The 20,638-nt window shown below is 58.2% G+C and carries 21 protein-coding genes and 1 other RNA gene; 14 read left to right on the top strand and 8 right to left on the bottom strand.

Going from position 1 to position 20,638, the window contains the following annotated elements; genetic code table 11:
- The first annotated feature begins 13 nt into the window (after positions 1-13).
- The 8 genes from ACR3E4_RS16140 (at position 14) to ACR3E4_RS16105 (ending at position 5,417) form a co-directional block, all read left to right on the top strand.
- Entirely contained in the window at positions 14-664 is a 651-nt protein-coding gene (locus ACR3E4_RS16140) for a hypothetical protein (RefSeq protein ID WP_480532499.1), read from the top strand.
- 81 nt (positions 665-745) lie between these two features.
- Complete coding sequence (locus ACR3E4_RS16135) at positions 746-1,396, top strand: TenA family protein (protein ID WP_480532501.1); 651 nt, start codon at positions 746-748, stop codon at positions 1,394-1,396.
- Positions 1,397-1,408: 12 nt separating this feature from the next.
- Positions 1,409-1,771 (top strand): DUF4345 family protein, encoded by a 363-nt coding sequence (locus ACR3E4_RS16130; RefSeq protein WP_480532503.1) that lies wholly within the window; start codon positions 1,409-1,411, stop codon positions 1,769-1,771.
- 36 nt (positions 1,772-1,807) lie between these two features.
- Positions 1,808-2,155, top strand: a transfer-messenger RNA (tmRNA) gene (gene ssrA, locus ACR3E4_RS16125).
- Between the two features lie 99 nt (positions 2,156-2,254).
- A complete protein-coding gene (locus ACR3E4_RS16120) occupies positions 2,255-2,686 on the top strand; it encodes an ester cyclase (RefSeq protein WP_480532505.1) in 432 nt (143 codons plus the stop codon).
- 120 nt (positions 2,687-2,806) lie between these two features.
- The gene (locus ACR3E4_RS16115; RefSeq protein ID WP_480532507.1) at positions 2,807-3,622 is read left to right on the top strand and encodes a chromate resistance protein ChrB domain-containing protein; all 816 of its coding nucleotides are present in this window, start codon (positions 2,807-2,809) and stop codon (positions 3,620-3,622) included.
- The gene (chrA, locus tag ACR3E4_RS16110; RefSeq protein ID WP_480532509.1) at positions 3,619-4,869 is read left to right on the top strand and encodes a chromate efflux transporter; all 1,251 of its coding nucleotides are present in this window, start codon (positions 3,619-3,621) and stop codon (positions 4,867-4,869) included. Before ACR3E4_RS16115 ends, chrA begins: the two co-directional genes overlap by 4 nt.
- Positions 4,870-4,946: 77 nt before the next feature.
- Positions 4,947-5,417 carry an SspB family protein gene (locus ACR3E4_RS16105; RefSeq protein ID WP_480532511.1) on the top strand — a complete coding sequence of 157 codons (471 nt, stop codon included), beginning with the start codon at positions 4,947-4,949 and terminating at the stop codon, positions 5,415-5,417.
- Positions 5,418-5,447: 30 nt separating this feature from the next.
- Here the strand turns inward: ACR3E4_RS16105 and ACR3E4_RS16100 are convergent, their stop codons facing one another.
- Positions 5,448-6,011: a hypothetical protein gene (locus ACR3E4_RS16100; protein WP_480532513.1), complete on the bottom strand. Its 564-nt coding sequence runs from the start codon at positions 6,009-6,011 to the stop codon at positions 5,448-5,450.
- A 207-nt stretch (positions 6,012-6,218) separates the two neighbouring features.
- On the opposite strand from ACR3E4_RS16100, the gene fumC reads away from it, so the two are divergent.
- The 4 genes from fumC to ACR3E4_RS16080 are packed head-to-tail and all read left to right on the top strand — an operon-like array spanning position 6,219 to position 8,668.
- Positions 6,219-7,613 (top strand): class II fumarate hydratase, encoded by a 1,395-nt coding sequence (gene fumC / locus ACR3E4_RS16095; RefSeq protein ID WP_480532515.1) that lies wholly within the window; start codon positions 6,219-6,221, stop codon positions 7,611-7,613.
- Entirely contained in the window at positions 7,613-7,789 is a 177-nt protein-coding gene (locus tag ACR3E4_RS16090; RefSeq protein ID WP_480532517.1) for a DUF4169 family protein, read from the top strand. The genes fumC and ACR3E4_RS16090 overlap by 1 nt, the downstream gene beginning before the upstream one ends.
- On the top strand, positions 7,786-8,007 hold the full coding sequence (locus tag ACR3E4_RS16085; protein ID WP_480532519.1) for a ribbon-helix-helix domain-containing protein: 222 nt from the start codon (positions 7,786-7,788) through the stop codon (positions 8,005-8,007). Before ACR3E4_RS16090 ends, ACR3E4_RS16085 begins: the two co-directional genes overlap by 4 nt.
- A 58-nt stretch (positions 8,008-8,065) precedes the next feature.
- The gene (locus tag ACR3E4_RS16080) at positions 8,066-8,668 is read left to right on the top strand and encodes a DNA-3-methyladenine glycosylase I (protein WP_480532521.1); all 603 of its coding nucleotides are present in this window, start codon (positions 8,066-8,068) and stop codon (positions 8,666-8,668) included.
- A 3-nt stretch (positions 8,669-8,671) separates the two neighbouring features.
- Here the strand turns inward: ACR3E4_RS16080 and ACR3E4_RS16075 are convergent, their stop codons facing one another.
- The 4 genes from ACR3E4_RS16075 to ACR3E4_RS16060 form a co-directional block, all read right to left on the bottom strand.
- The gene (locus tag ACR3E4_RS16075) at positions 8,672-9,553 is read right to left on the bottom strand and encodes a fructose bisphosphate aldolase (RefSeq protein ID WP_480532523.1); all 882 of its coding nucleotides are present in this window, start codon (positions 9,551-9,553) and stop codon (positions 8,672-8,674) included.
- Positions 9,554-9,625: 72 nt separating this feature from the next.
- On the bottom strand, positions 9,626-10,975 hold the full coding sequence (locus ACR3E4_RS16070) for a cytochrome P450 (protein ID WP_480532525.1): 1,350 nt from the start codon (positions 10,973-10,975) through the stop codon (positions 9,626-9,628).
- Entirely contained in the window at positions 10,972-12,186 is a 1,215-nt protein-coding gene (locus tag ACR3E4_RS16065; protein ID WP_480532527.1) for a hypothetical protein, read from the bottom strand. The genes ACR3E4_RS16070 and ACR3E4_RS16065 overlap by 4 nt, the downstream gene beginning before the upstream one ends.
- 88 nt (positions 12,187-12,274) lie before the next feature.
- Complete coding sequence (locus ACR3E4_RS16060; RefSeq protein ID WP_480532529.1) at positions 12,275-13,027, bottom strand: cytochrome c biogenesis CcdA family protein; 753 nt, start codon at positions 13,025-13,027, stop codon at positions 12,275-12,277.
- A gap of 112 nt (positions 13,028-13,139) precedes the next feature.
- On the opposite strand from ACR3E4_RS16060, the gene ACR3E4_RS16055 reads away from it, so the two are divergent.
- Together ACR3E4_RS16055 and ACR3E4_RS16050 are read left to right on the top strand one after the other, a co-directional pair.
- Entirely contained in the window at positions 13,140-13,373 is a 234-nt protein-coding gene (locus ACR3E4_RS16055) for a sulfurtransferase TusA family protein (RefSeq protein ID WP_480532531.1), read from the top strand.
- Between the two features lie 92 nt (positions 13,374-13,465).
- Positions 13,466-14,086, top strand: coding sequence for a methyltransferase family protein (locus ACR3E4_RS16050; protein ID WP_480532533.1), 621 nt, complete (start codon positions 13,466-13,468; stop codon positions 14,084-14,086).
- An 87-nt stretch (positions 14,087-14,173) separates the two neighbouring features.
- On the opposite strand, the gene ACR3E4_RS16045 is transcribed toward ACR3E4_RS16050, so the two are convergent.
- The 3 genes from ACR3E4_RS16045 to ACR3E4_RS16035 all read right to left on the bottom strand — a co-directional run bounded on the left by ACR3E4_RS16045 (position 14,174) and on the right by ACR3E4_RS16035 (position 20,634).
- The gene (locus ACR3E4_RS16045) at positions 14,174-17,002 is read right to left on the bottom strand and encodes an Rne/Rng family ribonuclease (RefSeq protein ID WP_480532535.1); all 2,829 of its coding nucleotides are present in this window, start codon (positions 17,000-17,002) and stop codon (positions 14,174-14,176) included.
- Positions 17,003-17,509: 507 nt separating this feature from the next.
- Positions 17,510-18,844 carry a sigma-54-dependent transcriptional regulator gene (locus tag ACR3E4_RS16040; protein WP_480532537.1) on the bottom strand — a complete coding sequence of 445 codons (1,335 nt, stop codon included), beginning with the start codon at positions 18,842-18,844 and terminating at the stop codon, positions 17,510-17,512.
- A gap of 11 nt (positions 18,845-18,855) precedes the next feature.
- On the bottom strand, positions 18,856-20,634 hold the full coding sequence (locus ACR3E4_RS16035) for a sensor histidine kinase (protein WP_480532539.1): 1,779 nt from the start codon (positions 20,632-20,634) through the stop codon (positions 18,856-18,858).
- Positions 20,635-20,638: the final 4 nt, after the last annotated feature.

Genomic DNA, 20,638 nt, shown 5'->3' with positions numbered 1-20,638 from the left:
GTTGGAGGTTCTGATGACATCGACGGCTGGCCTCTGGCTGGCCGTTATCCTCAGCGGTGCCTATCACGGGATGAACCCCGGAATGGGTTGGCCGCTGGCGGTGTCGTCCGCCTTGATGGAGCAACGCCAATCCGCCCTCTGGCGCGCCCTCGCGGCCCTTGCCGGCGGGCATTTCGTGGCAATGCTGGGGGTGTTGCTGCCTTTTGCCCTGATGGCGGTGCTGGTCGATTATCAGCGAGAGATCCGCATCGGAGCGGCGCTGATCGTGATTGCCATGGGCCTCTACATCGCGCTCACCCGCAGTCACCCCCGTTTCCTGTCGCGCATCCCGCCCAGCCGCCTGGCGCTGTGGTCCTTTCTGGTCGCCCTCGCCCATGGCGCCGCCTTGATGCTGGTGCCGATCTATCTGGGCCTGTGTGGTCTGGACGAGTTGGATGCCGGTCACAGGGCAATATCTGAAATCATGACGACAAACGGATTCCTCGTTCTGGCTGTAGCTGCGCTTCATACTGCGGCGATGATCTTCGGCGGAGGACTTCTGGCCTTTGCCGTCTATCGCTGGTTGGGGCTGCAATTCCTGTCTCGCAGTTGGTTCAATCTGGAAGTGATCTGGGCGCTCAGCCTGATCCTTGTCGGCATTCTGGGCCTGTGGTCGGCTTTGTAAGGTTTCAATTTCCTGTAAGCACCTTGTATTTCAGCCATAAAGCCGCGTTGTCGACAGCGGACAGATTTCAGGAGTTCCCGAATGCCAGACACCGCGCGCCCTACAGATTTGCTGCGACAAGGCCGGATGGTCGATTGGCAGGCCGCCACCAGCCATGCGTTCACTGGCGAACTGGCCCAGGGCACCCTGCCTGAGGACAAGATGCGTTGGTACCTGCAACAGGATTATCAATTCGTCGGCGGGTTCGCCCGATTGCTGGCCAGCGCCATCGCTCATGCCCCGACCCTGGCCGACAGCCTGCCCGCCGCGCAGTTTCTGGCGGTGATCACCGGCCCCGAAAACACCTATTTCCTGCGCGCGATGGAGGCGCTGGGCACGACCCCCATCACCGAGCCGGCCCCTAGTACAAAGGCGTTTCAAGACCTGATGGCACACGCCGCAGCTTCGGGCCGGTACGAAAATATGCTGGCGGTTCTGGTGGTGGCGGAATGGGCTTATCTTTGCTGGGCCAGCCCGGTGAATCCACCGAAAGAAGACCTGCCGTTCTGGTTTGCGGAATGGATTACGCTACATGCAGGCGAAGGATTCGAGGGCGTGGTCGAATATCTGCGCGGGCAACTGGACAAGGCCTGGCCGACGCTGGATGCGGACGCACAGGCCGAAGTGACGCGCCTGTTTCATCGCGCCATCGAACTGGAACGTGATTTCTTTGACGCCGCATACGCGGCCTGACGGAGAGGCAATATGATCTATGCACTGAATGCCCTGGCCGCGGTTCTGACCATTGGCTTTGGTCTTTTCGGGTTTCTGGCTCCGGCCCACACGGCCTCGGCGCTGGATTTGGCCCCCACGAACAGCACCATGGGTCTCAGCGAGATGCGCGCGTCGGTTGGCGGCCTGTTTGTTGTCACAGGAATCGTGGTGTTATGGCTGAACAATCCGATGGCTTACGTGATGTTGGGCGTGGTCTATGCCGGTGCTGCATTGGGCCGGTTCGTGTCAGTGGCGATAGACAACCCCCCGCTGGTCAAAGCGCTGACCTTTGGAGGAATCGAATTGGTTCTGGCCCTGTGGTTGATCCTCGCCAACATGAGCAAAGCTTCGTAAAGCATTGGTTTGATTAAAGGTACAGATTGCCAATCTGAGTTTGCATCGCCCCCGATCCTCACCTATATATGAGATGTCCTTCGGGACTATGGACATAAACGCGCTCGTAATAAGCGGATCGGACCCGGGGGCGGTACCCGGCGGCTCCACCAACCATCCTTCGTTTGGGGATTTTGGGGCCGAAACAGGATCGACGAACGTCTAAAGGGGTTAGCTTTGTCTCGGCTGTCTGCCACCGTTACCGGCGAAAATAGTACAATTGCAAACGACAATCGTGCTCCGGTTGCAGTTGCTGCGTAAGCAGTAACAAGACCGAAACTTAAGCCCTTGCGCCTAGCCGCGTAAGGCGGGGTTCGCAGGTACCTGGCAACAGAAACCTGCATTTCTCCGCTTATGTCTGTTTAATGCGCATAAATCAGCTGAGATTCAGAGTTTATTCACCTCTCTGGTCCATCCTTCCCCTTGAAAGACAGGAGGGTCGAGATGTCGAAATCTGACAGATTGCGCGCGTGGTATTCTGAGGTTTGGGAAAAGGGCAACGTCGACGCCATCGATCAGTTCTTTGCCCCGGATACACTGGCCGAGGGGTTGATCCCCGAAATGCAGGTCGGTGCTGACGATTTCCGCGATCTGGTAATGGCCTTCCGCCATGTGCTTGGTGAAATCTCGGTCGACCTGCCGAAAATCATCGAAACCGGAGATTGGGTGTCCGGAATCCTGCATGTCCGCACCTGCCGCGCCGATAACGGCGCCCCGCTTGAGGTCACCGGACAGGTCATGGCCCGGTTCAAGGACGACAAGATGGTCGAGGCATACAACCAGTTTGATTTCATTTCATTCTTTGAGCAATTGGGCCAGTTTCCGCAGGACACCCTACCCGTCTGTATGACCGGACAACGGCTCGACTGGGCATGATGCGGGCCTTGACCAATGGCAACCTTCCACGCTAGCAGAAGGACAAGGGGTTGGCTTGCGAACACCCCGTGAGGCGGCAGCCCAAGTTCGCATGTATCCGAAACACAAAGGAAACATGCTATGGCTGCCCCCAATGCAATTACACCCCGTCAATTGTCCCGCTTGATCGGTACCCCTCAGGCACCAGTTCTCATCGATATTCGCACCGACCCGGATTTTGAGGAAGATCCTCACCTGATCCCGGGTGCCATTCGCTTGAGCTATTCGGATCTCGCCGGGATAGGACAGCGTATCGGTGGCGCGCAATGCGTGGTTGTCTGCCAGAAAGGCAAAAAGCTAAGTCAGGGCGTTGTCTCATGGCTGCAGGCCGATGGGCTTCAGGCCGAATACTTGGAAGGCGGTATGTTCGCGTGGCGCGATTTGTCGGATGCCCCGAGTGTGCCCTCCTCGGCCCTGCCTGCTCCAGTTGATGAAAGTTCGCTCTGGGTGACGCGGCATAGACCCAAGATTGACCGAATCGCCTGCCCGTGGCTGATCCGCCGATTTGTAGACACTCGCGCCCGATTCCTGTTTGTCGCACCTTCGGAATTCTCGGGCGTTGTTCAACACTTTGGCGCGGTGCCTTTCGATATCGACGGTGCCGAATGGAGCCATAAAGGCGATGCCTGCACGTTTGATTCCATGCTGGACGGATTCAATCTGCGTACTGCCGCGCTGGACCGCATGGCGAATGTGATCCGCGCGGCAGACACCGATCGGCACGATCTGGCACCCGAAGCTGCCGGGTTGCTCGCCCTGTCGGTCGGATTGTCCCGCCAATATCGCGAGGATCAACAACAGCTGAAAGCGGGCCTGCATCTCTATGACGCACTCTATCGCTGGGCCCGGGACGGGTTCGAGGAAACCCACAGCTGGCCTGCTGGACACGGGCAATGACACCGAGCATTTCCGATCTTATCCGAGTTTTCGGCCGTATCGGGTTGCTGTCCTTTGGCGGCCCCGCGGCCCAGATTTCCTTTATGCATCAGGAACTTGTTGAGCGTCACTCATGGTTGGACGAACAGACATATCTGCGCGCGCTATCCCTGTGTATGCTGTTGCCCGGCCCCGAGGCGATGCAACTGGCCACCTATGCCGGCTGGCGTTTGCGCGGTGTCGTCGGAGGATTGATCGCCGGCACCCTCTTCGTCCTGCCCGGTGCGCTGGTGATCGCGATTCTGGTCGCGCTCTATGCTGCATTCGGGACGTTACCACTGGTTCAGGCCGGTTTTCTTGGGGTCAAGGCGACGGTCATCATCATCGTTTTGCAGGCCCTGCGGAACCTGTCTCGCAAAGCACTCACCGACACCGAGCACAAGGTGATTGCCGCGCTTGGTTTCCTGGGCATCTTTGTCCTGAACCTGCCCTTCCCCCTGATCATCCTGTGCGCAGCGCTGTGGGGGTACGCCACCTCGAAAACCACTGCGATGTCTCCGACCGAGTCGCTGCCTGCGGCGTCGAACCCCATTCGAACCTGCCTGATCTGGCTGCCTTTATGGCTGGGCCCGCTGGTTTTGCTGGACCTGAGCGATCAGAAACTGCTCAGCGATCTTGGCTGGTTCTTTGCCAAGCTTGCCGTGGTCACATTTGGCGGTGCGTATGCGGTCCTGGCTTACATGACCCAAACCGTGGTCGAGACTTATCAGTGGATCAGCACCGATCAAATGATCGATGCACTGGGACTGGCCGAAACCACACCCGGCCCCTTGATCCTGGTGACACAGTTCGTCGCCATGCTGAGCGGCCAGTTGGCCGGGGGTGCCGCATTGGCCCTGGCAGCCGGAGCGGTAGCGTTGTGGGCGATCTTTGTGCCCTGTTTCCTCTGGATTTTCCTCGCCGCCCCCCATCTGGAACGGATTGCCGCCCGACCGCGCCTGTCTGCAGCGATGCATGGAATCACCGCCGCAGTGGTTGGGGTGATTCTCAACCTGTCCGTGTGGTTTGGTCTGAACGTGTTGTTTGGCGACATTGTTGGCTGGACCCGGGGACCGGTTTCGATCCCTCTGCCTGACCCGGGCACGCTGAATTTCCACGCCGTGATCCTGACACTGTCGGCCGGGCTGTTGATTTTCCGTCTGAAATCCGGTTTAGCGGCCACATTGTGCATAATGGTTCTGGCCGGGATTGGATTGCAGGTTTTGTAATCAATGCAGCCCAGCACGGCCTTTCGTTTCCGCTCGAATCCCTTATGCTGAGATCAACCACTTTCGAAGGATCAACCATGTCGGAAGACATCGACTACGGGAATCTGATGCACACGGCCATGCGGGGCCTGATCAAGACCGTCCTGAGGGACGTGTCGGAAACCGGCCTGCCCGGCGCGCATCATTTCTTTATCACATTCGATACACGGCAAGACGGTGTCGAAATTGCCGATTGGCTGCGTGAACGGTATCCAGATGAGATGACCATCGTCATGCAGCATTGGTTCGAAAACCTTGAGGTCGGCGAAGACGGGTTTTCGATCACGCTGAACTTCGGGGATGCGCCCGAGCCGCTTTATATCCCCTATCTGTCGATCAAAACCTTTGTTGATCCATCGGTCGAGTTCGGTCTGCGCTTCGAAAGCCCCGAAGACGAGGACGAGATGGATCATCTGCCCGCCGAAGCCCCGATCGAGGTCGACGCGGAGGAGGACCCGGAACCACAGCACGATGCCGATGTGGTGTCGCTGGACAGTTTCCGGAAATAAGCCTGCTTAAACCCCGTATTGATGCGGGGTTTACTGTTTTTTCAGGAAAGTCTCGACCGAGCGGGACTTCACACCGTTTCGGAACCGAGAGAATGACAAATCCAGACCGCCTTCGGCCAGGGTCCGGTCAAATTGCTGCAGTTCATAATCTCCGGTCTCACCAATAAACAGTGAGAATACGGTCAACGTTTCACCCTCGATCCGTCCCCAGACAAAGGGTTCTCCCTTCATCGGATCCAGCGGAACTTCATGGCCGAACACATTGCGCCTCATCGCTGCGGAATAGACGTCCGGGCGGTCCGAGGCCTGGAAATCCACCGAGTATTTGCCCTCTTTGACCCGACCGTCCGATTTATATGTGGTTGTGGTCCAGCTGATATTGAACCCGCCTTTCAGTTCCTGAATGGAAACGCTCATGTCCCGGGGGGTCGCCGTGCCGTCGGAATCTACCACATCCGCCGAACCGGTATAGTCACCGACAAACGGCGTGATGGCATTGGCTGCTGCCTGTTGCGCCGACACGGCCAGCCATGCGGATGCGACCAGCGCGAACAAAACCCCATAAAGGGTCGATCCAATTACAGTGACACGCATGACTGCCTCCGACGCGAGTTACCTTTCTATTTTAGCTTTCACCCGCTGACGTACAATGGCACTGTTTTCGCTAACGGAAAATATTTGTACCAACGCCTCGTCTATACCTTTGAACACGCGGCGTTTAAGGTGCGCGCAACTGGCCGATTGCGTCCTGGCGTCGCTCAGGCTAAACGGCATACAATCGCATACCCGACGGAGTGACAGATGTCTCAGACCCGCACCGAATCCGACAGCTTTGGCCCGCTTGAAGTCCCTGCCGATAAGTATTGGGGCGCGCAGACTCAGCGTTCGATCATGAATTTCCCCATCGGTTGGGAAAAGCAGCCCGTGGCCATCGTGCGCGCGCTAGGCGTGATCAAGAAGGCCTGTGCGATGGAAAACAAGGCCACCGGCAAACTGGACGCCACAATCGCCGACGCGATCATTCAGGCGGCCGGTGAGGTGATCGAAGGCAAGTTCGATGACAACTTTCCGCTGGTCGTGTGGCAGACAGGCTCTGGAACCCAGTCGAATATGAACTCGAACGAGGTGATTGCGAACCGCGCCATCGAGATTCTGGGCGGTGAGATCGGTTCGAAAGACCCGGTACATCCCAACGATCACTGCAACATGGGCCAGTCGTCGAACGACACGTTCCCCACCGCAATGCACGTCGCCACCGCAACCAGCGTGCGCGACGTGTTGCTGCCGGGCCTTGAAAAGCTGGCCTCGGGGCTGGAACAGAAGGCCGACGAGTTCAAAGACATCATCAAGATCGGTCGGACACATACGCAGGACGCCACACCTCTGACTTTGGGTCAGGAGTTCAGCGGCTATGCGCATCAGATCCGTCAGGGTATTGCCCGTGTTCATGCAGCAATGCCGGGAATTTACGAACTGGCCCAGGGTGGTACGGCCGTTGGTACCGGCCTGAACACTCAAAACGGCTGGGGCGAAGCTGTAGCGGGTCATATGGCCGAAATCACCGGCCTGCCTTTCGTGACTGCCCCGAACAAATTCGAGGCGCTGGCTGCCCATGACGCCATGGTCTTCCTGTCCGGTGCTTTGGCGACGATTGCGGGCAGCTGCTACAAGATCGCGAATGATATCCGTTTCCTCGGCTCCGGCCCGCGTTCGGGTCTGGGTGAGTTGATCCTGCCCGAGAATGAGCCCGGCTCGTCGATCATGCCCGGCAAAGTGAACCCGACTCAGGCCGAAGCGTTGACGCAGGTCGCGGCCCATGTGATGGGCAACAACGCGGCGATGACTTTCGCTGGGTCGCAGGGTCATTTTGAACTGAACGTCTACAACCCGATGATGTCCTACAACTTGCTGCAGTCCATTCAATTGCTGGGCGACGCCGCCGACAGCTTCACCGAACGGATGTTGCTGGGCATTCAGGCCAACGAGCCGCGCATCGACAAGCTGATGAAGGAATCGCTGATGCTGGTCACCGCGCTGGCACCGACCATTGGCTATGACAACGCCACCACCGTCGCCAAGACGGCGCATAAAAACGGCACCACGCTGAAGGAAGAAGCCATCGCGCTGGGCTTCGTAGATGAAGCGACCTTTGACGCGGTTGTTCGCCCTGAACAGATGATCGGCCCGAAAGACTGATGGGCAAGCCGGTTAATCTGAACCGGTATCGAAAGGAAAAAGCGCGGGCCGAGAAAAAGGCCCGTGCAGACCAGAACTCTGTAGCCTTTGGGCGTACCAAGGCTGAGAAAGACGTTGCTAAATTTCAGCAGGGCAAGCTGAAACGCGACCTCGACAATCATGAGCTGGATGAATGAGCGGGCCGCCTGTCAAACGCTCTCTGACCCTCAAAGGGCATCGAACTTCGGTATCCCTCGAGGATGAATTTTGGCGCGCTTTTCGCGATATCGCTGAAGAAAAAGAACGACCTATCAACGCTTTGGCCGCTGAAATTGACGTGGATCGCGACCCGGATACCGGGCTTGCATCTGCCATTCGCGTGTTTGTTCTGAACTGGTATCGCGACAAGGATTGACGGTTGTCATTCACAGCTCTTTCCGGGTAACCTCGCCAAGAACAAAAAGGGTACATTCATGAGCAAAACGGTATTGGGTCCGGACGGTCAGCCACGATGTTCCTGGTGTCAGGCAGCCCCGGAATTCTTTGATTATCATGACAATGAATGGGGCTACCCGGTTTCGGATGATAGGCGACTGTTTGAAAAACTGTGCCTTGAGAGTTTTCAATCCGGTCTGAGTTGGCGCACCATTCTCAACAAGCGCGAGAATTTTCGTGCGGCGTTTTGCGGCTTTGATTTCAACAAGATGGCCGCATTTACGGAAGCAGATGTTGAACGCCTTCTGCAAAATACCGGCATTATCAGGCATCGCGGAAAGATCGAGGCGGTCATCAACAACGCCCGCCGTGCGCAAGAGCTGGTGGCGGAAGAAGGTTCAATTGCCGCTTATGTCTGGAGATACGAACCCGAAACTCCACCGCCCCCGCAGACCGCTTCAACCTCTGCTGAATCCATCGCCATGTCGAAGGATTTGAAGAAACGGGGCTGGAAATTCGTTGGCCCAACGACCGTATTTGCCTTCATGCAAGCCATGGGTCTGATCAATGATCACGCCGAAGAATGTGTCGGTCGTGAAAAAGCGGCGCAGTTGCGCCGCTCGTTCACCAAATCTGTCTGATGATCAGACCGAGGCGCGATAGATCTTGTCGATATTCCCGCCCAATGCAGCATTGAATTCAGCATCCGACTGCTGCTTGGACAGACCTTCCGTCAAAGCGCGCGAGAACGAAGCGATCATCTTGCCGTTCTGACCCAGCAGATCGCAGGCCTGCTCGGTCGAATATCCGCCCGACAGCGCCACAACGCGCAGAACGCGGGGGTGATCGGCCAGCGCATCATACAAATCCGCCTGGCTCGGGATGGTCAGCTTCAGCATAACCTCCTGCCCTTCGGCCAGTTGATCAAGGTTCTTCAGGATCTCGGCTTTCAGAATATCCTCGGCCTCGGCCTTGGTTTCCGAGTGAATGTTCACCTCAGGCTCGACAATCGGCACCATGCCCGCATCGGTTACAACGCGCGCAACCTCGAACTGTTGCGCGACAACCGCGGCGATGCCTTCGGCGTTGGCTTCGTGAATGACCGAACGCTCCTTGGTTCCAAACACGCCCTCGGCCTTGGCCAGTGTCTCGGCCAGACCCGGAATCGGCTTCATCATCTGAACGCCGTTTGCCTGCTCCTCAAGACCTTTGTCGATCTTCAGGAACGGCACGATCTGCTTGGCTGACCACAGGTAATCAGCAACCTTCTTGCCTGCGATTTCTTCACCCAGCGTACGTTCGAACAGGATTGCGCCGATCACTTTTTCACGGGTGAAATCATCCGCCAGAATGATGCGGGCGCGCATTTTCTGGATTTCGCCGAACATCTCTTCGTCCGAGCTGTAGTCCGATGCCTCAACGCCATAAAGCGCCAGTGCCTTGGGGGTTGAACCGCCGCTCTGGTCCAGTGCTGCGATAAATCCTGCGCCATCGGACATCTGCGCGCGCTGTTCTGCCTTGGACATAACTCTTTCCCGTTCAATATGATTCCGCATTTGCCAACCGCATACAGCAAGCGGCTGAGCGATGATAGTTTGTTAGCGCTCAATCAACCGCAACCATATGCCATCTTTCGATCGCACGGTCAGGTGCGCGACCGGTATGGGCGTTTTGCCCCGGATTGTTTCAAAGCGATAGCGCCGCAGCAGCATCGACAGGATCAGCGGCCCCTCGATCATGGCAAAGCCTGCGCCGGTGCAGACCCGTGGACCGGCAGAGAACGGGATATACGCCTCTCGCTGGCAAGTCCGACCGTTTTCAGTGGACCAGCGGGTGGGGTCAAAATCGTCTGGATTGTCCCACAGACGCTCGTGCCGGTGCAGGTGCCAAGGGCTGATCACGATCTGAGCGCCCTGCGGAATGTCCCGGTTGCGGAACTGTTCCGGGCATGTGGTTTCTCGCACCATCATAGGCACCGGAGGGTAAAGGCGCAGCGCTTCGCGGAACACATCGCGACTGAGCTTAAGCTGTGACATCACCGCGAATTCTGCAAATTCCAGCGCCTGCGCCTCTGCCGCCACCTTCTCTTGCCAATCGGGGTAGAGCGCCATCAGATACAAAGTCCAGGCGAGAGCCGACGCACTGGTTTCGTGCCCGGCCAGGAAGAAGATCGCGACCTGATCGATCATTTCCTCTGTATCAAAGCATTTCCCTGTCTCGGGGTCCGGCGTTGTCATGATCTTTGTCGCCAGATCATTCGGCGCCTCGCCCGCTTTGATCGCCGTCGCGCGTTCGCTGGTCAGTCGACCGATCAGATCGCGAATTTGTTGCGCGGTCTGACGCGTTTGGCGGGCATGAAGCCGCGGCATCCATCGCCGCAGCGGAATGAACGCGGCAAGGTTCAACAGTGGTTGCGCGCGCTGATATGCACGGAATTTATCGAACACCTGCGCGGCGACTGCATGGTCGATCGGCACCGAGAACAGCGTGCGGAAGATAACATCGGCGGCCACATGACTGGTGATCTCTTCACATTCCACCGTCTGACCGGTTTGTGCGCCCATACGGTCTGCGCAAGCCTGCGCGGCAGCAACCATGGCCGGAAAACTGTCTTTCAGCCGACCGCCTTCAAACGCCGGGTCGATAATTCGCCGCTGACGCTTCCAGGTCTCCCCATTGGTCAGAAAAACCGAATTCCCTAGCAAAGGACGCAGCCCCTCGCTGATACGGTTGGATTTGGGAAAGGCATCTGGCCGGTCTTTCAACACGGTTCGGATCAGATCGGGCTGGTTGATCATGTATGACCGAAAGAACGGCGTCCGAAACTCGGCCATCCACGCGTGATAAAGCCGCTGAGGTTGCGCGGATAGCAGGTCCTGCCGGAACAGGCGCAGATACCGCCACAAAGAAACCTTGTCCGGGCGTGCCTGTGGCTTCGGCGGCCTCATGCGCGCACCGATGTGTATTTTGATACCGACCTTTCGATCCGCGATTGCGAGGGCGCACGGCCTTGAAAGCGGCTGGCCAAGGTTTGGGGCCCGGCGGTGATGCGGAAATAGTCATAGTCTCCGGGTTGGTTGAAAGCGCAGAGATATTGAAAATGCAGACGGAAGAACCGCCAACGCAGTTGCCTCCAACGCTCGGCTGACAGGGTTTGAGTGAAGGCGGCCGACAAAACGAGAGGGCCGCGTTTGTCGGCGTTCGCGACCCCGCTCACCGACACGGGGTCGCACAAGGCAAAGGCGCAGCCATCCCCCGGTGCGGACACATCCACCCATCTCAGATCGGGATGCTCTGACAGATAGCGCAGGTCTGCACGTAAGCCGGTGGCCGCTGGCAGGAACGAAACCATCGGAACAACCTGCCCCAAGGTCAGGAAAGATAGCACCGGACCGCCGTCGGGGACCTTTTGCCGTCGCAACAGCTCTGCCAGAACCGAGACGCCCAGATGAGCGCCCGAGCTGTGGCCCACGACCAACACCTCATCCAAATCGCTGCTGAGGGCGTCTGAGATCAAATCAGAAAATTGCGCCAGCCGTTCCTTCATCTCGGGCGCATATGCCCCACGCAGCCGGGCAGAATGCGCGTAGTCATGCATCAAATAATAGGCAAAAAGCCGATTATCGAGCTTTCGAAACCAATGAAGCAGCGCATAGGCAGCCCCTATCGCGAGTGGCAGGCCCCACCCACCGACCAGAGGATGCGACAAGGCGTATAAGACCCAGGCAAGACCCAGCGCTGCAATCAGTTGCAGCAACAGCATCCCCACCGGGTATAGCGCCGCGATCACCGGCCCTTTGCGCAGTTGCATCAAACGCCAGAGCGTTCCTGTAGAGATATAAATCCACGCGGTTCGGGCAAGCTGCAGATAGGTCGCGGGGATCGAACGCGCCATGCTCTGACGCACAAGATCGGACCAGACCAGCACATCAATCTCGGCCTCGACCAATGCACCATCCTGTTGGGACCGAACATGCCAGCCATAAAGGTCGCGCCCTGTCCGACCCCGGATGGTTATGTCATAGCCCGAGATGGCAGCCTGAGCGTTCCCTTCGGTCCGATAAAGCTCTCGATATCGGCGCGGGTGAAACGGGTCGTAACCGGGGATGTAGAATACCCGGCGCCTGCGCACCTCTGGATAGGTTTGTTGTCTGCTCATTAACCCGGCCCTCTGCCGTGTAGATTAGCGCAGAGTGATGGCTAGAGTAAGACCCGCCATCGCCACATCCATGTTTAGCGCCAGAGGGTTAACCGAAAGTGGCCAGAACCGGGAAAGTTTCAAGCAGCCACCAGCTGAATTCGGTGAAGAGACCTGTGATCAACATGATGCCTACGAACAAGAGCAGCCCGCCCATCACCTTTTCGATCGTCGCCATATGCGGTTTGATCCGATTCATCACCGCCATCGAGCGGTTCAGGAACATGGCCGCCAGCAGGAAAGGAATGCCAAGCCCCGCCGCATAAACACCCAGCAGCAAGGTGCCCCGTGCGACCGAAGCTTCGGACGCGGCCAGAGACAGAATTGCACCTAATTGGGGCCCGATACACGGCGTCCAGCCGAAGGCAAACGCAAGACCCAGGATATAGGCGCCAAAGATCGAACCACCGGAATCTCCGGTCTCAACCCGGGCTTCGCGATCCAGCAGCGGGATGCGAAAGACGTTGAGAAAATGCAGACCGAAGACGATTACCACGGCACCGGACAGCTTGGCGAAAAGCACCTGATTCTGCAGAACAAACGCCCCGAATGCCGAGGCGGTAAAGCCGAGCAGCAAGAAAACCGTCGACAGCCCCATGACAAAGAACAACGCCGCCAGTGTGGCCTTGCGCCGCGCGCGCGCCTCATCCTTCATTTCATTGATCGAAACGCCGCTCATATAAGCCAGATAAGGCGGTACAATCGGCAACACACAGGGCGACAGAAAACTGATCAACCCGCCCAGCATGGCGATGAACATGGCGGGCAGCAGCCCTGCGTCGATGATATCTATTCCGAACATGGATTAGCACATATGGTATCAAGTCGGTTTCGTCACGGGGCCATTCAGTCACATCCTCGTGGCTGTCTGTTGCATGCTGGACAGCATCGCGTGTTGGAAATATCTCAATCACATGACAGATGAGACCGAGACACTCGACGCGTTGGGGCTGTTATGCCCCCTGCCCGTTCTGAAAGCCCGAAAACGGCTGAAATCCCTGCCCGCCGGAGGGTTGCTGCGCCTGCTGGCCGACGACCCAGCGGCGATCATCGACGTGCCGCATTTTTGCAGCGAGGCGGGGCATACGCTGATTTCACAGGAGTCGACGGGCGGGTATCAGGTCTATCTGATCCAGAAGACGGGTTAAGTGCCGCGCCCGCATTCGACAGCATGGTCTAACCCAATTCGGTAACTTTTAAAGTCTAATTTAGGTCACGAAATCATTCTCTGGACGCACTCATGTCTGTCATTCAAACTGCAAGTCTGCTCACTGTAGCATTGTATCTCGTTGCGTTTTTCGCTTTTTCAACTTTGGCAGCCAAGGCTGCGGGTCACTCCGTCTGGTTGTTTGCAGGCGCGCGTGGGCGGGATCGTTTGGCGGCAATCGGATTTCGGGCAAGCTTTGCCCTGACGCTGTGCGGACCTCTGGTTTATGCAACTGTGCCAACGTTGTTTGCGCTGGATCCTTTGTGGAACCCAAACCTTAAATGGCTGGCCTTGCCCGGGCATCTCATCGCCATTGCAGGAGCCATGCTGGCCTTTTCGGCTCAGATTGCGATGGGTGTTTCGTGGAGAGTTGGCGTTCGCGCGGATGCCACAGGAGATCTGATCAGTGAGGGGCTGTACACCCTGTCTCGAAACCCGGCCTTTCTGGGTCAAGCAGCACTTCTTACAGGTGTAGCTCTGTCGGTTCCGTCACTTCCGGGCCTCATTTCTGTATTGCTGTTCCTGAGTTCTGCGATGATGCAAATCCGTTCGGAAGAAGCCATTCTGTTGCAAAAGCATGGCGACGCTTTCAAATCCTTCTGCGCCCGCACACCGCGCTGGATAGGTCGTCCCCGAAGATATTCTGAGAAGTAATCGGGCCAAAGAAAAAGCCAAGCCAATTCATTGGCCTGGCTTTTTCTTAATTCCTGTTTGCTAAGCCCGCAGGGTCGCTGCCGCGTGTTACTGCCCCAGCGACCACCAACCGCGCCGCTTTGGCTTGGCCGGAGCTGGTTCAGGCTCTTCCGTTACTGTTTCAAGCACGGGTTCCGGGGTTTCTTCCGCCGGAGCCTCACCGGCAGCTTCTTCTTCCTGCGCCACCGGCTCTGCAACTTCTTCTACCTGCGATTCAGGTTCGGCAGCTTCTTTGGCTTCTTCGGAAGTCACTGCCTCAGATTCTGTAACACCCTCCGCTCCGGCTTCTATACCCTCGGCTTCAGCTTCCTGCGTCACCTCGGCCTCATCAGAATCAGCAATCGGTTCCACCTCATCAGATGCGGCTTCCGCCACCTCTGTCTCAGGTGCCTGAACAGCCTCTGCCTCAACAGGTGCGGCAACTTCAGCATCCTTCTTTCGACGACGCGGTGCCCGACGTTTCTTGGGCTTTTCGACTTTCTCCGCCTCTTCAGCGACTTCGGCAGCAGGCTCCGCTCCCGCTGGCTTCTCCTCGGCGGTTTCATCGTCTTTCGCCGCATCCGGCGATGCCGCGTCATCCGCGTCGCCCTCTGCCGCCTCAGCGCTACCCTCTGCGGCTTCTGCATTGCCCGCATTCTTCTTACGACGACGCCGACGCCGCTTGCGCTTGGGCTTCGCCTCATCTTCAGTCTGAACGTCGGATTCTTCGACGGCCTCTTCCTCTTCCGAGGCATCGACCATATCCATCAGCGTTGCATCTACCGAGACCACAGGCGCAGTCGCTTCGGGCACCACCCGGCTGGCCGTCTTGAATTTCTCCATCGAGAAATCGGGGCTGACCAGATGCACATCACCTTCGATCCGCACCGACAGGCCATAACGCGACTCGATCTGGGCGATATGCTCACGCTTCTGGTTCATCAGGAAGTTGGCGATGCTGACCGGGCAGCGCACCAGAACCTCGCGCGAGCGGCGGCGGGTGCCTTCCTCTTCGATCTGGCGCAGGATCGACAGCGCCATGTTGTCGTCCGAGCGGATCAGGCCGGTACCATGACAGGCAGGGCACGGCTGAGTCGTCGCCTCGATCATGCCGGGGCGCAGGCGTTGGCGGCTCATCTCGAGCAGGCCAAAGCCCGAAATCCGACCCACCTGAATGCGGGCGCGGTCGGTTTTCAGTTTCTCTTTCAGGCGCTTCTCGACCGCCGCGTTGTTCTTGCGCTCGTCCATATCGATGAAATCGATGACGATCAGACCGGCCAGATCGCGCAGACGCAGCTGGCGCGCCACCTCTTCGGCAGCCTCCAGATTGGTCTTCAGTGCCGTCTCTTCAATCGAGCCTTCCTTGGTCGCCCGGCCTGAGTTCACGTCAATCGCCACAAGCGCCTCAGTCACGCCGATCACGATATAGCCACCGGACTTCAGCTGCACCGTCGGGTTAAACATGCCCGCCAGATAGCTTTCCACCTGATAGCGCGCGAACAGCGGCAGCGCGTCTTCATACCGTTTCACGTTTTTGGCGTGGGACGGCATGATCATCTTCATGAAGTCCTTGGCGATGCGATACCCGCCCTCGCCTTCAACCAGAACTTCATCGATATCGCGGTTATAGAGGTCGCGGATCGACCGTTTGATCAGATCGCCTTCCTCGTAAATCTTCGCGGGCGCAATGGATTGCAGCGTCAGTTCACGAATCTGCTCCCACATGCGCTGCAGGTATTCATAGTCGCGCTTGATCTCGGATTTCGTCCGTTTGGCACCTGCCGTGCGCACAATCAGCCCCGCACCAGTCGGCACATCGATTTCCGAGGCGATATCTTTCAGCTTCTTCCGGTCTGCCGCATTGGTGATCTTGCGGCTGATCCCGCCACCACGCGCCGTATTGGGCATCAGCACACAATAGCGACCGGCCAAAGACAGATAGGTTGTCAGCGCAGCACCCTTGTTGCCGCGCTCTTCCTTGACGACCTGCACCAGCAGGACCTGACGTACCTTGATGACTTCCTGAATCTTGTACCGGCGCGGGCGCGGTTTGCGCGGAGGACGGATATCCTCGCTGTCATCCTCATCCGCCACGGATTCGATGGTGTCATCCTTCGCGGATGCGTCGGCGCTTTTCTCTTCGGCGTCATCGTCCGCGTCCTGATCATCGTCAGAAGGCGCCGCCTCTTCATCATCGGATTTGGCGTCAGCCTCACCCTCGTCAGAGACCTCTTGCGCGCTGTCATCTGCGGTTTCGGCAGCGTCCTCGTCCGAATCCTCGGCGCTCTCAGCAGCGGGTTCCTCGTCCTGAGATACCTCTTCTGAAACAGGCGCTTCGGCTGGCGCATCCTCAGCTACAGGCGCGTCTCCATCATCGGGTTCTTCCACCGGGGTCTCGGCAACGATCTCCATCGGAGATGTCCCTTCGGGCACCTCCGTCTCTTCGCCGTCATCCAGATCGATGGTTTCCATGCCGGTCGGTTCGGACGAAACCTCCAGCGTCTCGACCGGATCGTCTGTCTTGACGTCAGCCGCCTTCGATCGCGAGCGCGACCGGCGTTTCTTGGGCTTGGCCTCTTCGGCCTCATCACGCGCCTTCATCGCCTCGGCATAGGCACGTTCTTCCTCCATCAGCGCCTCACGGTCGGCGACGGGGATCTGATAATAATCGGGATGAATCTCGGAAAATGCCAGGAAACCATGCCGGTTCCCGCCATAATCCACGAACGCCGCCTGCAGCGACGGTTCGACCCGTGTTACTTTTGCAAGATAGATGTTGCCAGCAAGCTGGCGTTTATTTTCGGATTCAAAGTCAAATTCCTCAACCTTGTTTCCGTCGACCACCACGACGCGGGTTTCCTCCGCGTGGGTGGCATCGATAAGCATTTTCTTAGCCATGTGTCCTTGGTGCACCGCGCCAAACGCGTTGTCCTGACCCGTCCGGGTGGACAGGCGCTTTTGGGGAGGTGTCTTGTACGGGCGATATCGGACGGCGCGCAGCAGGGTCTGGCGCCATGGCCCCCTGCCCGTATACTCAATCGTTGCGCGCGCGTCATCGCGGTTCTTCTCCGACAGGCGCGTGTGAACGCGGCCCGCCCATTTATTCCTTTCACCCGCACAGGCGGGCTCAGGCGTTCATCTGCCCCATTAGGGGCACAATCGGTCTGCCGTGCCGCGCGGGATTGTTCCTGATCATCGGCTCAGCAGCGAAACTCAAAAATACGGGGCTTGCAGGCGCAATTTACCCGGCCCGTCTGCTCACAATAAAGGCAGTCCTGTGGAAAAGACAATGGGCAAACTGCATCCCCACCTGCCGGACCCACAGGATCCCCTTCATCTGGCTATAAATATCCCGGGGGTGAATTGAGCCGAAGGCTCAAGAGGGGGCTGGCCCCCTCCTCGCCCTCACAGATAGTCCGACCTCTGAAGGCCATATTTGGCCATCTTCTCATTCAGCGTCCGGCGCGGCAGGCAAAGCTCATCCATCACCGACGCGATCGAGCCCTTATGACGCCGCATCGTGTTGTCGATCAGCATCCGTTCAAACGCTTCGACATATTCCTTCAGGGGTTTGCCCTCGGTCGTCATCACCGGCTGCATTTCCTCGTGATCCGACATCAGCAACGAAGCGATGGTCCCCGACCCGCGCCGTGACTGCAGCACAGCCCGTTCCGCGATGTTGATCAACTGCCGCACATTGCCCGGCCAAGGGGCCTGCAACAATTGCGCCGCTTCCTGCGCGCTGACCTGCGGCGCGTCACAGCCGTATTCTTCGGCAAATTGCTCGCTCAGTCGCGTGAACAGGGTCAGAATATCCTCGCCTCGCTGACGCAGTGGCGGCATGGTGATGCGCAACGCGGCAAGACGATAGAACAGGTCGGGGCGGAGCACGTCTTCGCTGGTCTTGCCTGCTTCCTGCAGGTTCGAGATTGCGACGATCCGTGTTTCCGCCGGGGTGCCCTGCTCATTCATCACGCTCAGCAACCGGGCCTGCAGCGTGTCGCTCAGCGCCTCGACATCTTCCAGAACCAGCGTACCACCGCGCGCCTCTTCGATGGCGGGCAGTTGCGTGTCCTCGGGCAGCATCGGGCCGAACAGACGTTTCGACAACGCCTCTTCCTCAAGCGCCGCGCATGAGACCAATACGAACTTCTTCCCGGCCCGGCTGCCCACGGCGTGCAGAGCATGCGCGACCAGTGTTTTACCCGTCCCGGTTTCTCCGTCGATCAGGACATGGCCATCCGCCTGCCCCAGATCCAGAATATCCTCACGCAGCCGCTCCATCACCGGGCTGGCCCCGATCAGCTTGTTCATGATCTGGGTGCCGCCCGACAGCTCGCGCCGCAGGGCGCGGTTGTCCAGCGTCAATCGGCGGGCATTGCTGGCGCGTTTGGCCAGTTCGGACATGCGGTCCGGGTTGAAGGGCTTCTCCAGGAAATCGAATGCACCGACGCGCATCGCTTCAACCGCCATGGGCACGTCCCCATGCCCGGTTATCATGATCACCGGCAGGGTGCTGTCTGCGCCCATAAGTTTTTTCAGCAACTGAATGCCGTCCATGCCGGGCATCTTGATGTCGGAGATTACGATCCCCGGATATTCCGGCCCAAGCACCTTCAGCGCATCCTCGGCGCTGGCAAAGGTCTCGGTGTCATATCCCGACAGAGCCAACCATTGGCTGATCGACTGGCGCATGTCCTGTTCATCATCCACGATGGCGATTTTCATGGCCTGTGCCATAGTCACTTCCTTTATTCCGCGGCCTCAAGGCCGTCGCTTCCCAGTATGGGCAATTGCATCTCAAACACCGCGCCGCCCTGTTGGCCGTTGCGCGCGGTCAGCCGTCCGCCATGGTCGTTCACGATCCCGGACGAGATGGCAAGCCCCAGACCCACGCCGTCTCCTGGGCGTTTGGTCGTGTAAAACGGTTCAAACAGGTTTTCGATGTCTTCGATCCCGTAGCCATTGTCGCGCACGGTCAATATTGCGGTTTCACCCGCGGCAAGGATGATCTCGACATCCGGTTCCTGTACAGATTTGGTGGCGTCCAGCGCATTGCGCAAGAGATTGACCATAACCTGTTCAATCCGCATCCGATCTCCCATCACTATAACAGGTTCTTCGGGCAAAATCTGCGTGATCTTCACATGGCGCTGACGCAGCTGCGGTTCCATCATAGACAGGCTCGAGGCCAATGCTTCGCCAAGATTTACAGGCGAAAACGCGTCTGCCCCCTTGCGGGCATAGGATTTGAGCTGACGTGTGATCGCCCCCATCCGCTCAATCAGCCCGTCAATGCGGCCAAAGCTGGCCAGCGCCTCTTCGGGCCGATTCCGGCGCAGCAGCAGGCGGGCACCCGCCAGATAAGTTTTCATCGCCGCCAGAGGCTGATTCAGCTCGTGACTGACGGCCGCCGACATCTCGCCCAACGCGGCCAGTTTCGAGCTTTGCGCGAGGGTCTGCTCGGCAACTTCCAGCGTCTTTTCAACCCGTTCGCGCTCAGCAATTTCCCGCTGCAGTCTTGCGTTCAATGCGCGAAGCTCCGCCGACTCGCGTTGGAACAAAGTCATGCGCGACGTGGCCCTGCGGCTGAGCGCATAGAAGGCCAGCGCCAGAAGAATCGCAAAACCCATGATTTCCAGCGCCAGAACGCTGTTCACCTTCTCCCGGATCGAAGAATAAGTGGTGAACGACGTCATCTGCCAGCCACGGAACGGAATGCGCGTTTCCATCCGCATCACGGCCTCGCCCTGCAAATAGGCATCGGGCGGCAGCGCATGCCAATCGGTCGTGGCCCGGATCGCGCGCTGGATTGCGCCTTGTGGCGGCTGCCGCAGAAGTGCGCCGCTTTCGTCCAGCCCGCGCCATTGTGGTTCGGTCGACAGAATGATCGTACCGGTACTGTCCCTCACCATCACCGCATCGGAGATACCGGCCCAGGCACGTTCGAATTTCTGCAGATCGACCTCAACCACGATCACGCCAAGAATTTCGGCATTTGCTTCGATCCGGCGCGAATAGACAAAGCTATAGCCGCCCGCTTCACGCGGAATGACTGAGAATATCGTCGCGTTTGAACGCATCGCATCGATGAAATAGGGCGTGCCGCGATGCCCCTCGCCCAGACGATTGCGATCAGTCGCCGCCACGGTCAACCCATCACGGTCCAGCAAGACCAGCGAAGCCGCGCCGATCTCTTCGACAAAGGAAATCAGGCGCTGGGTCGACAGCGTATAGTCGCTGGATTGCAGGGCCGAGATCAGCGTCGGATCGCGAGACAGCAGTTGCGGGACAATCGAATTGCGGCGCAATTCACTCAGCAGGTTGCCGGAATACAACGCCAGGCGCAGCTCGGCCCGGTTGCGGGTGGATTCGGTGAAACGACTGGTCAACAGGCTGTTGGTGATCCACACCGTCGCCACAGTTGCGATCAACAGCAAGAAAACGGCAAGCCGCAGCCGCCAGCCCATAGGCGAGCCGCGAAGCCGGTTCAGAAATCCAGCGCTGTTTGATTGATCGTCCGCACTCATGCCC

This window comes from Ruegeria sp. AP11, from assembly GCF_056535865.1.
Note: the sequence above shows the minus strand (reverse complement) of the source record. Positions and strands in the feature narration are given on the sequence as shown.

Coding starts and splice junctions, on each gene's coding strand:
- ACR3E4_RS16040 (WP_480532537.1), bottom strand. CDS start 18,844: ATGGCACAGGCCATGAAAATCGCCATCGTGGATGATGAACAGGACATG.
- fumC (WP_480532515.1), top strand. CDS start 6,219: ATGTCTCAGACCCGCACCGAATCCGACAGCTTTGGCCCGCTTGAAGTC.
- ACR3E4_RS16135 (WP_480532501.1), top strand. CDS start 746: ATGCCAGACACCGCGCGCCCTACAGATTTGCTGCGACAAGGCCGGATG.
- ACR3E4_RS16050 (WP_480532533.1), top strand. CDS start 13,466: ATGTCTGTCATTCAAACTGCAAGTCTGCTCACTGTAGCATTGTATCTC.
- chrA (WP_480532509.1), top strand. CDS start 3,619: ATGACACCGAGCATTTCCGATCTTATCCGAGTTTTCGGCCGTATCGGG.
- ACR3E4_RS16080 (WP_480532521.1), top strand. CDS start 8,066: ATGAGCAAAACGGTATTGGGTCCGGACGGTCAGCCACGATGTTCCTGG.
- ACR3E4_RS16130 (WP_480532503.1), top strand. CDS start 1,409: ATGATCTATGCACTGAATGCCCTGGCCGCGGTTCTGACCATTGGCTTT.
- ACR3E4_RS16140 (WP_480532499.1), top strand. CDS start 14: ATGACATCGACGGCTGGCCTCTGGCTGGCCGTTATCCTCAGCGGTGCC.
- ACR3E4_RS16090 (WP_480532517.1), top strand. CDS start 7,613: ATGGGCAAGCCGGTTAATCTGAACCGGTATCGAAAGGAAAAAGCGCGG.
- ACR3E4_RS16085 (WP_480532519.1), top strand. CDS start 7,786: ATGAGCGGGCCGCCTGTCAAACGCTCTCTGACCCTCAAAGGGCATCGA.
- ACR3E4_RS16105 (WP_480532511.1), top strand. CDS start 4,947: ATGTCGGAAGACATCGACTACGGGAATCTGATGCACACGGCCATGCGG.
- ACR3E4_RS16115 (WP_480532507.1), top strand. CDS start 2,807: ATGGCTGCCCCCAATGCAATTACACCCCGTCAATTGTCCCGCTTGATC.
- ACR3E4_RS16060 (WP_480532529.1), bottom strand. CDS start 13,027: ATGTTCGGAATAGATATCATCGACGCAGGGCTGCTGCCCGCCATGTTC.
- ACR3E4_RS16035 (WP_480532539.1), bottom strand. CDS start 20,634: ATGAGTGCGGACGATCAATCAAACAGCGCTGGATTTCTGAACCGGCTT.
- ACR3E4_RS16120 (WP_480532505.1), top strand. CDS start 2,255: ATGTCGAAATCTGACAGATTGCGCGCGTGGTATTCTGAGGTTTGGGAA.
- ACR3E4_RS16065 (WP_480532527.1), bottom strand. CDS start 12,186: ATGAGCAGACAACAAACCTATCCAGAGGTGCGCAGGCGCCGGGTATTC.
- ACR3E4_RS16045 (WP_480532535.1), bottom strand. CDS start 17,002: ATGGCTAAGAAAATGCTTATCGATGCCACCCACGCGGAGGAAACCCGC.
- ACR3E4_RS16075 (WP_480532523.1), bottom strand. CDS start 9,553: ATGTCCAAGGCAGAACAGCGCGCGCAGATGTCCGATGGCGCAGGATTT.
- ACR3E4_RS16055 (WP_480532531.1), top strand. CDS start 13,140: ATGACAGATGAGACCGAGACACTCGACGCGTTGGGGCTGTTATGCCCC.
- ACR3E4_RS16070 (WP_480532525.1), bottom strand. CDS start 10,975: ATGAGGCCGCCGAAGCCACAGGCACGCCCGGACAAGGTTTCTTTGTGG.
- ACR3E4_RS16100 (WP_480532513.1), bottom strand. CDS start 6,011: ATGCGTGTCACTGTAATTGGATCGACCCTTTATGGGGTTTTGTTCGCG.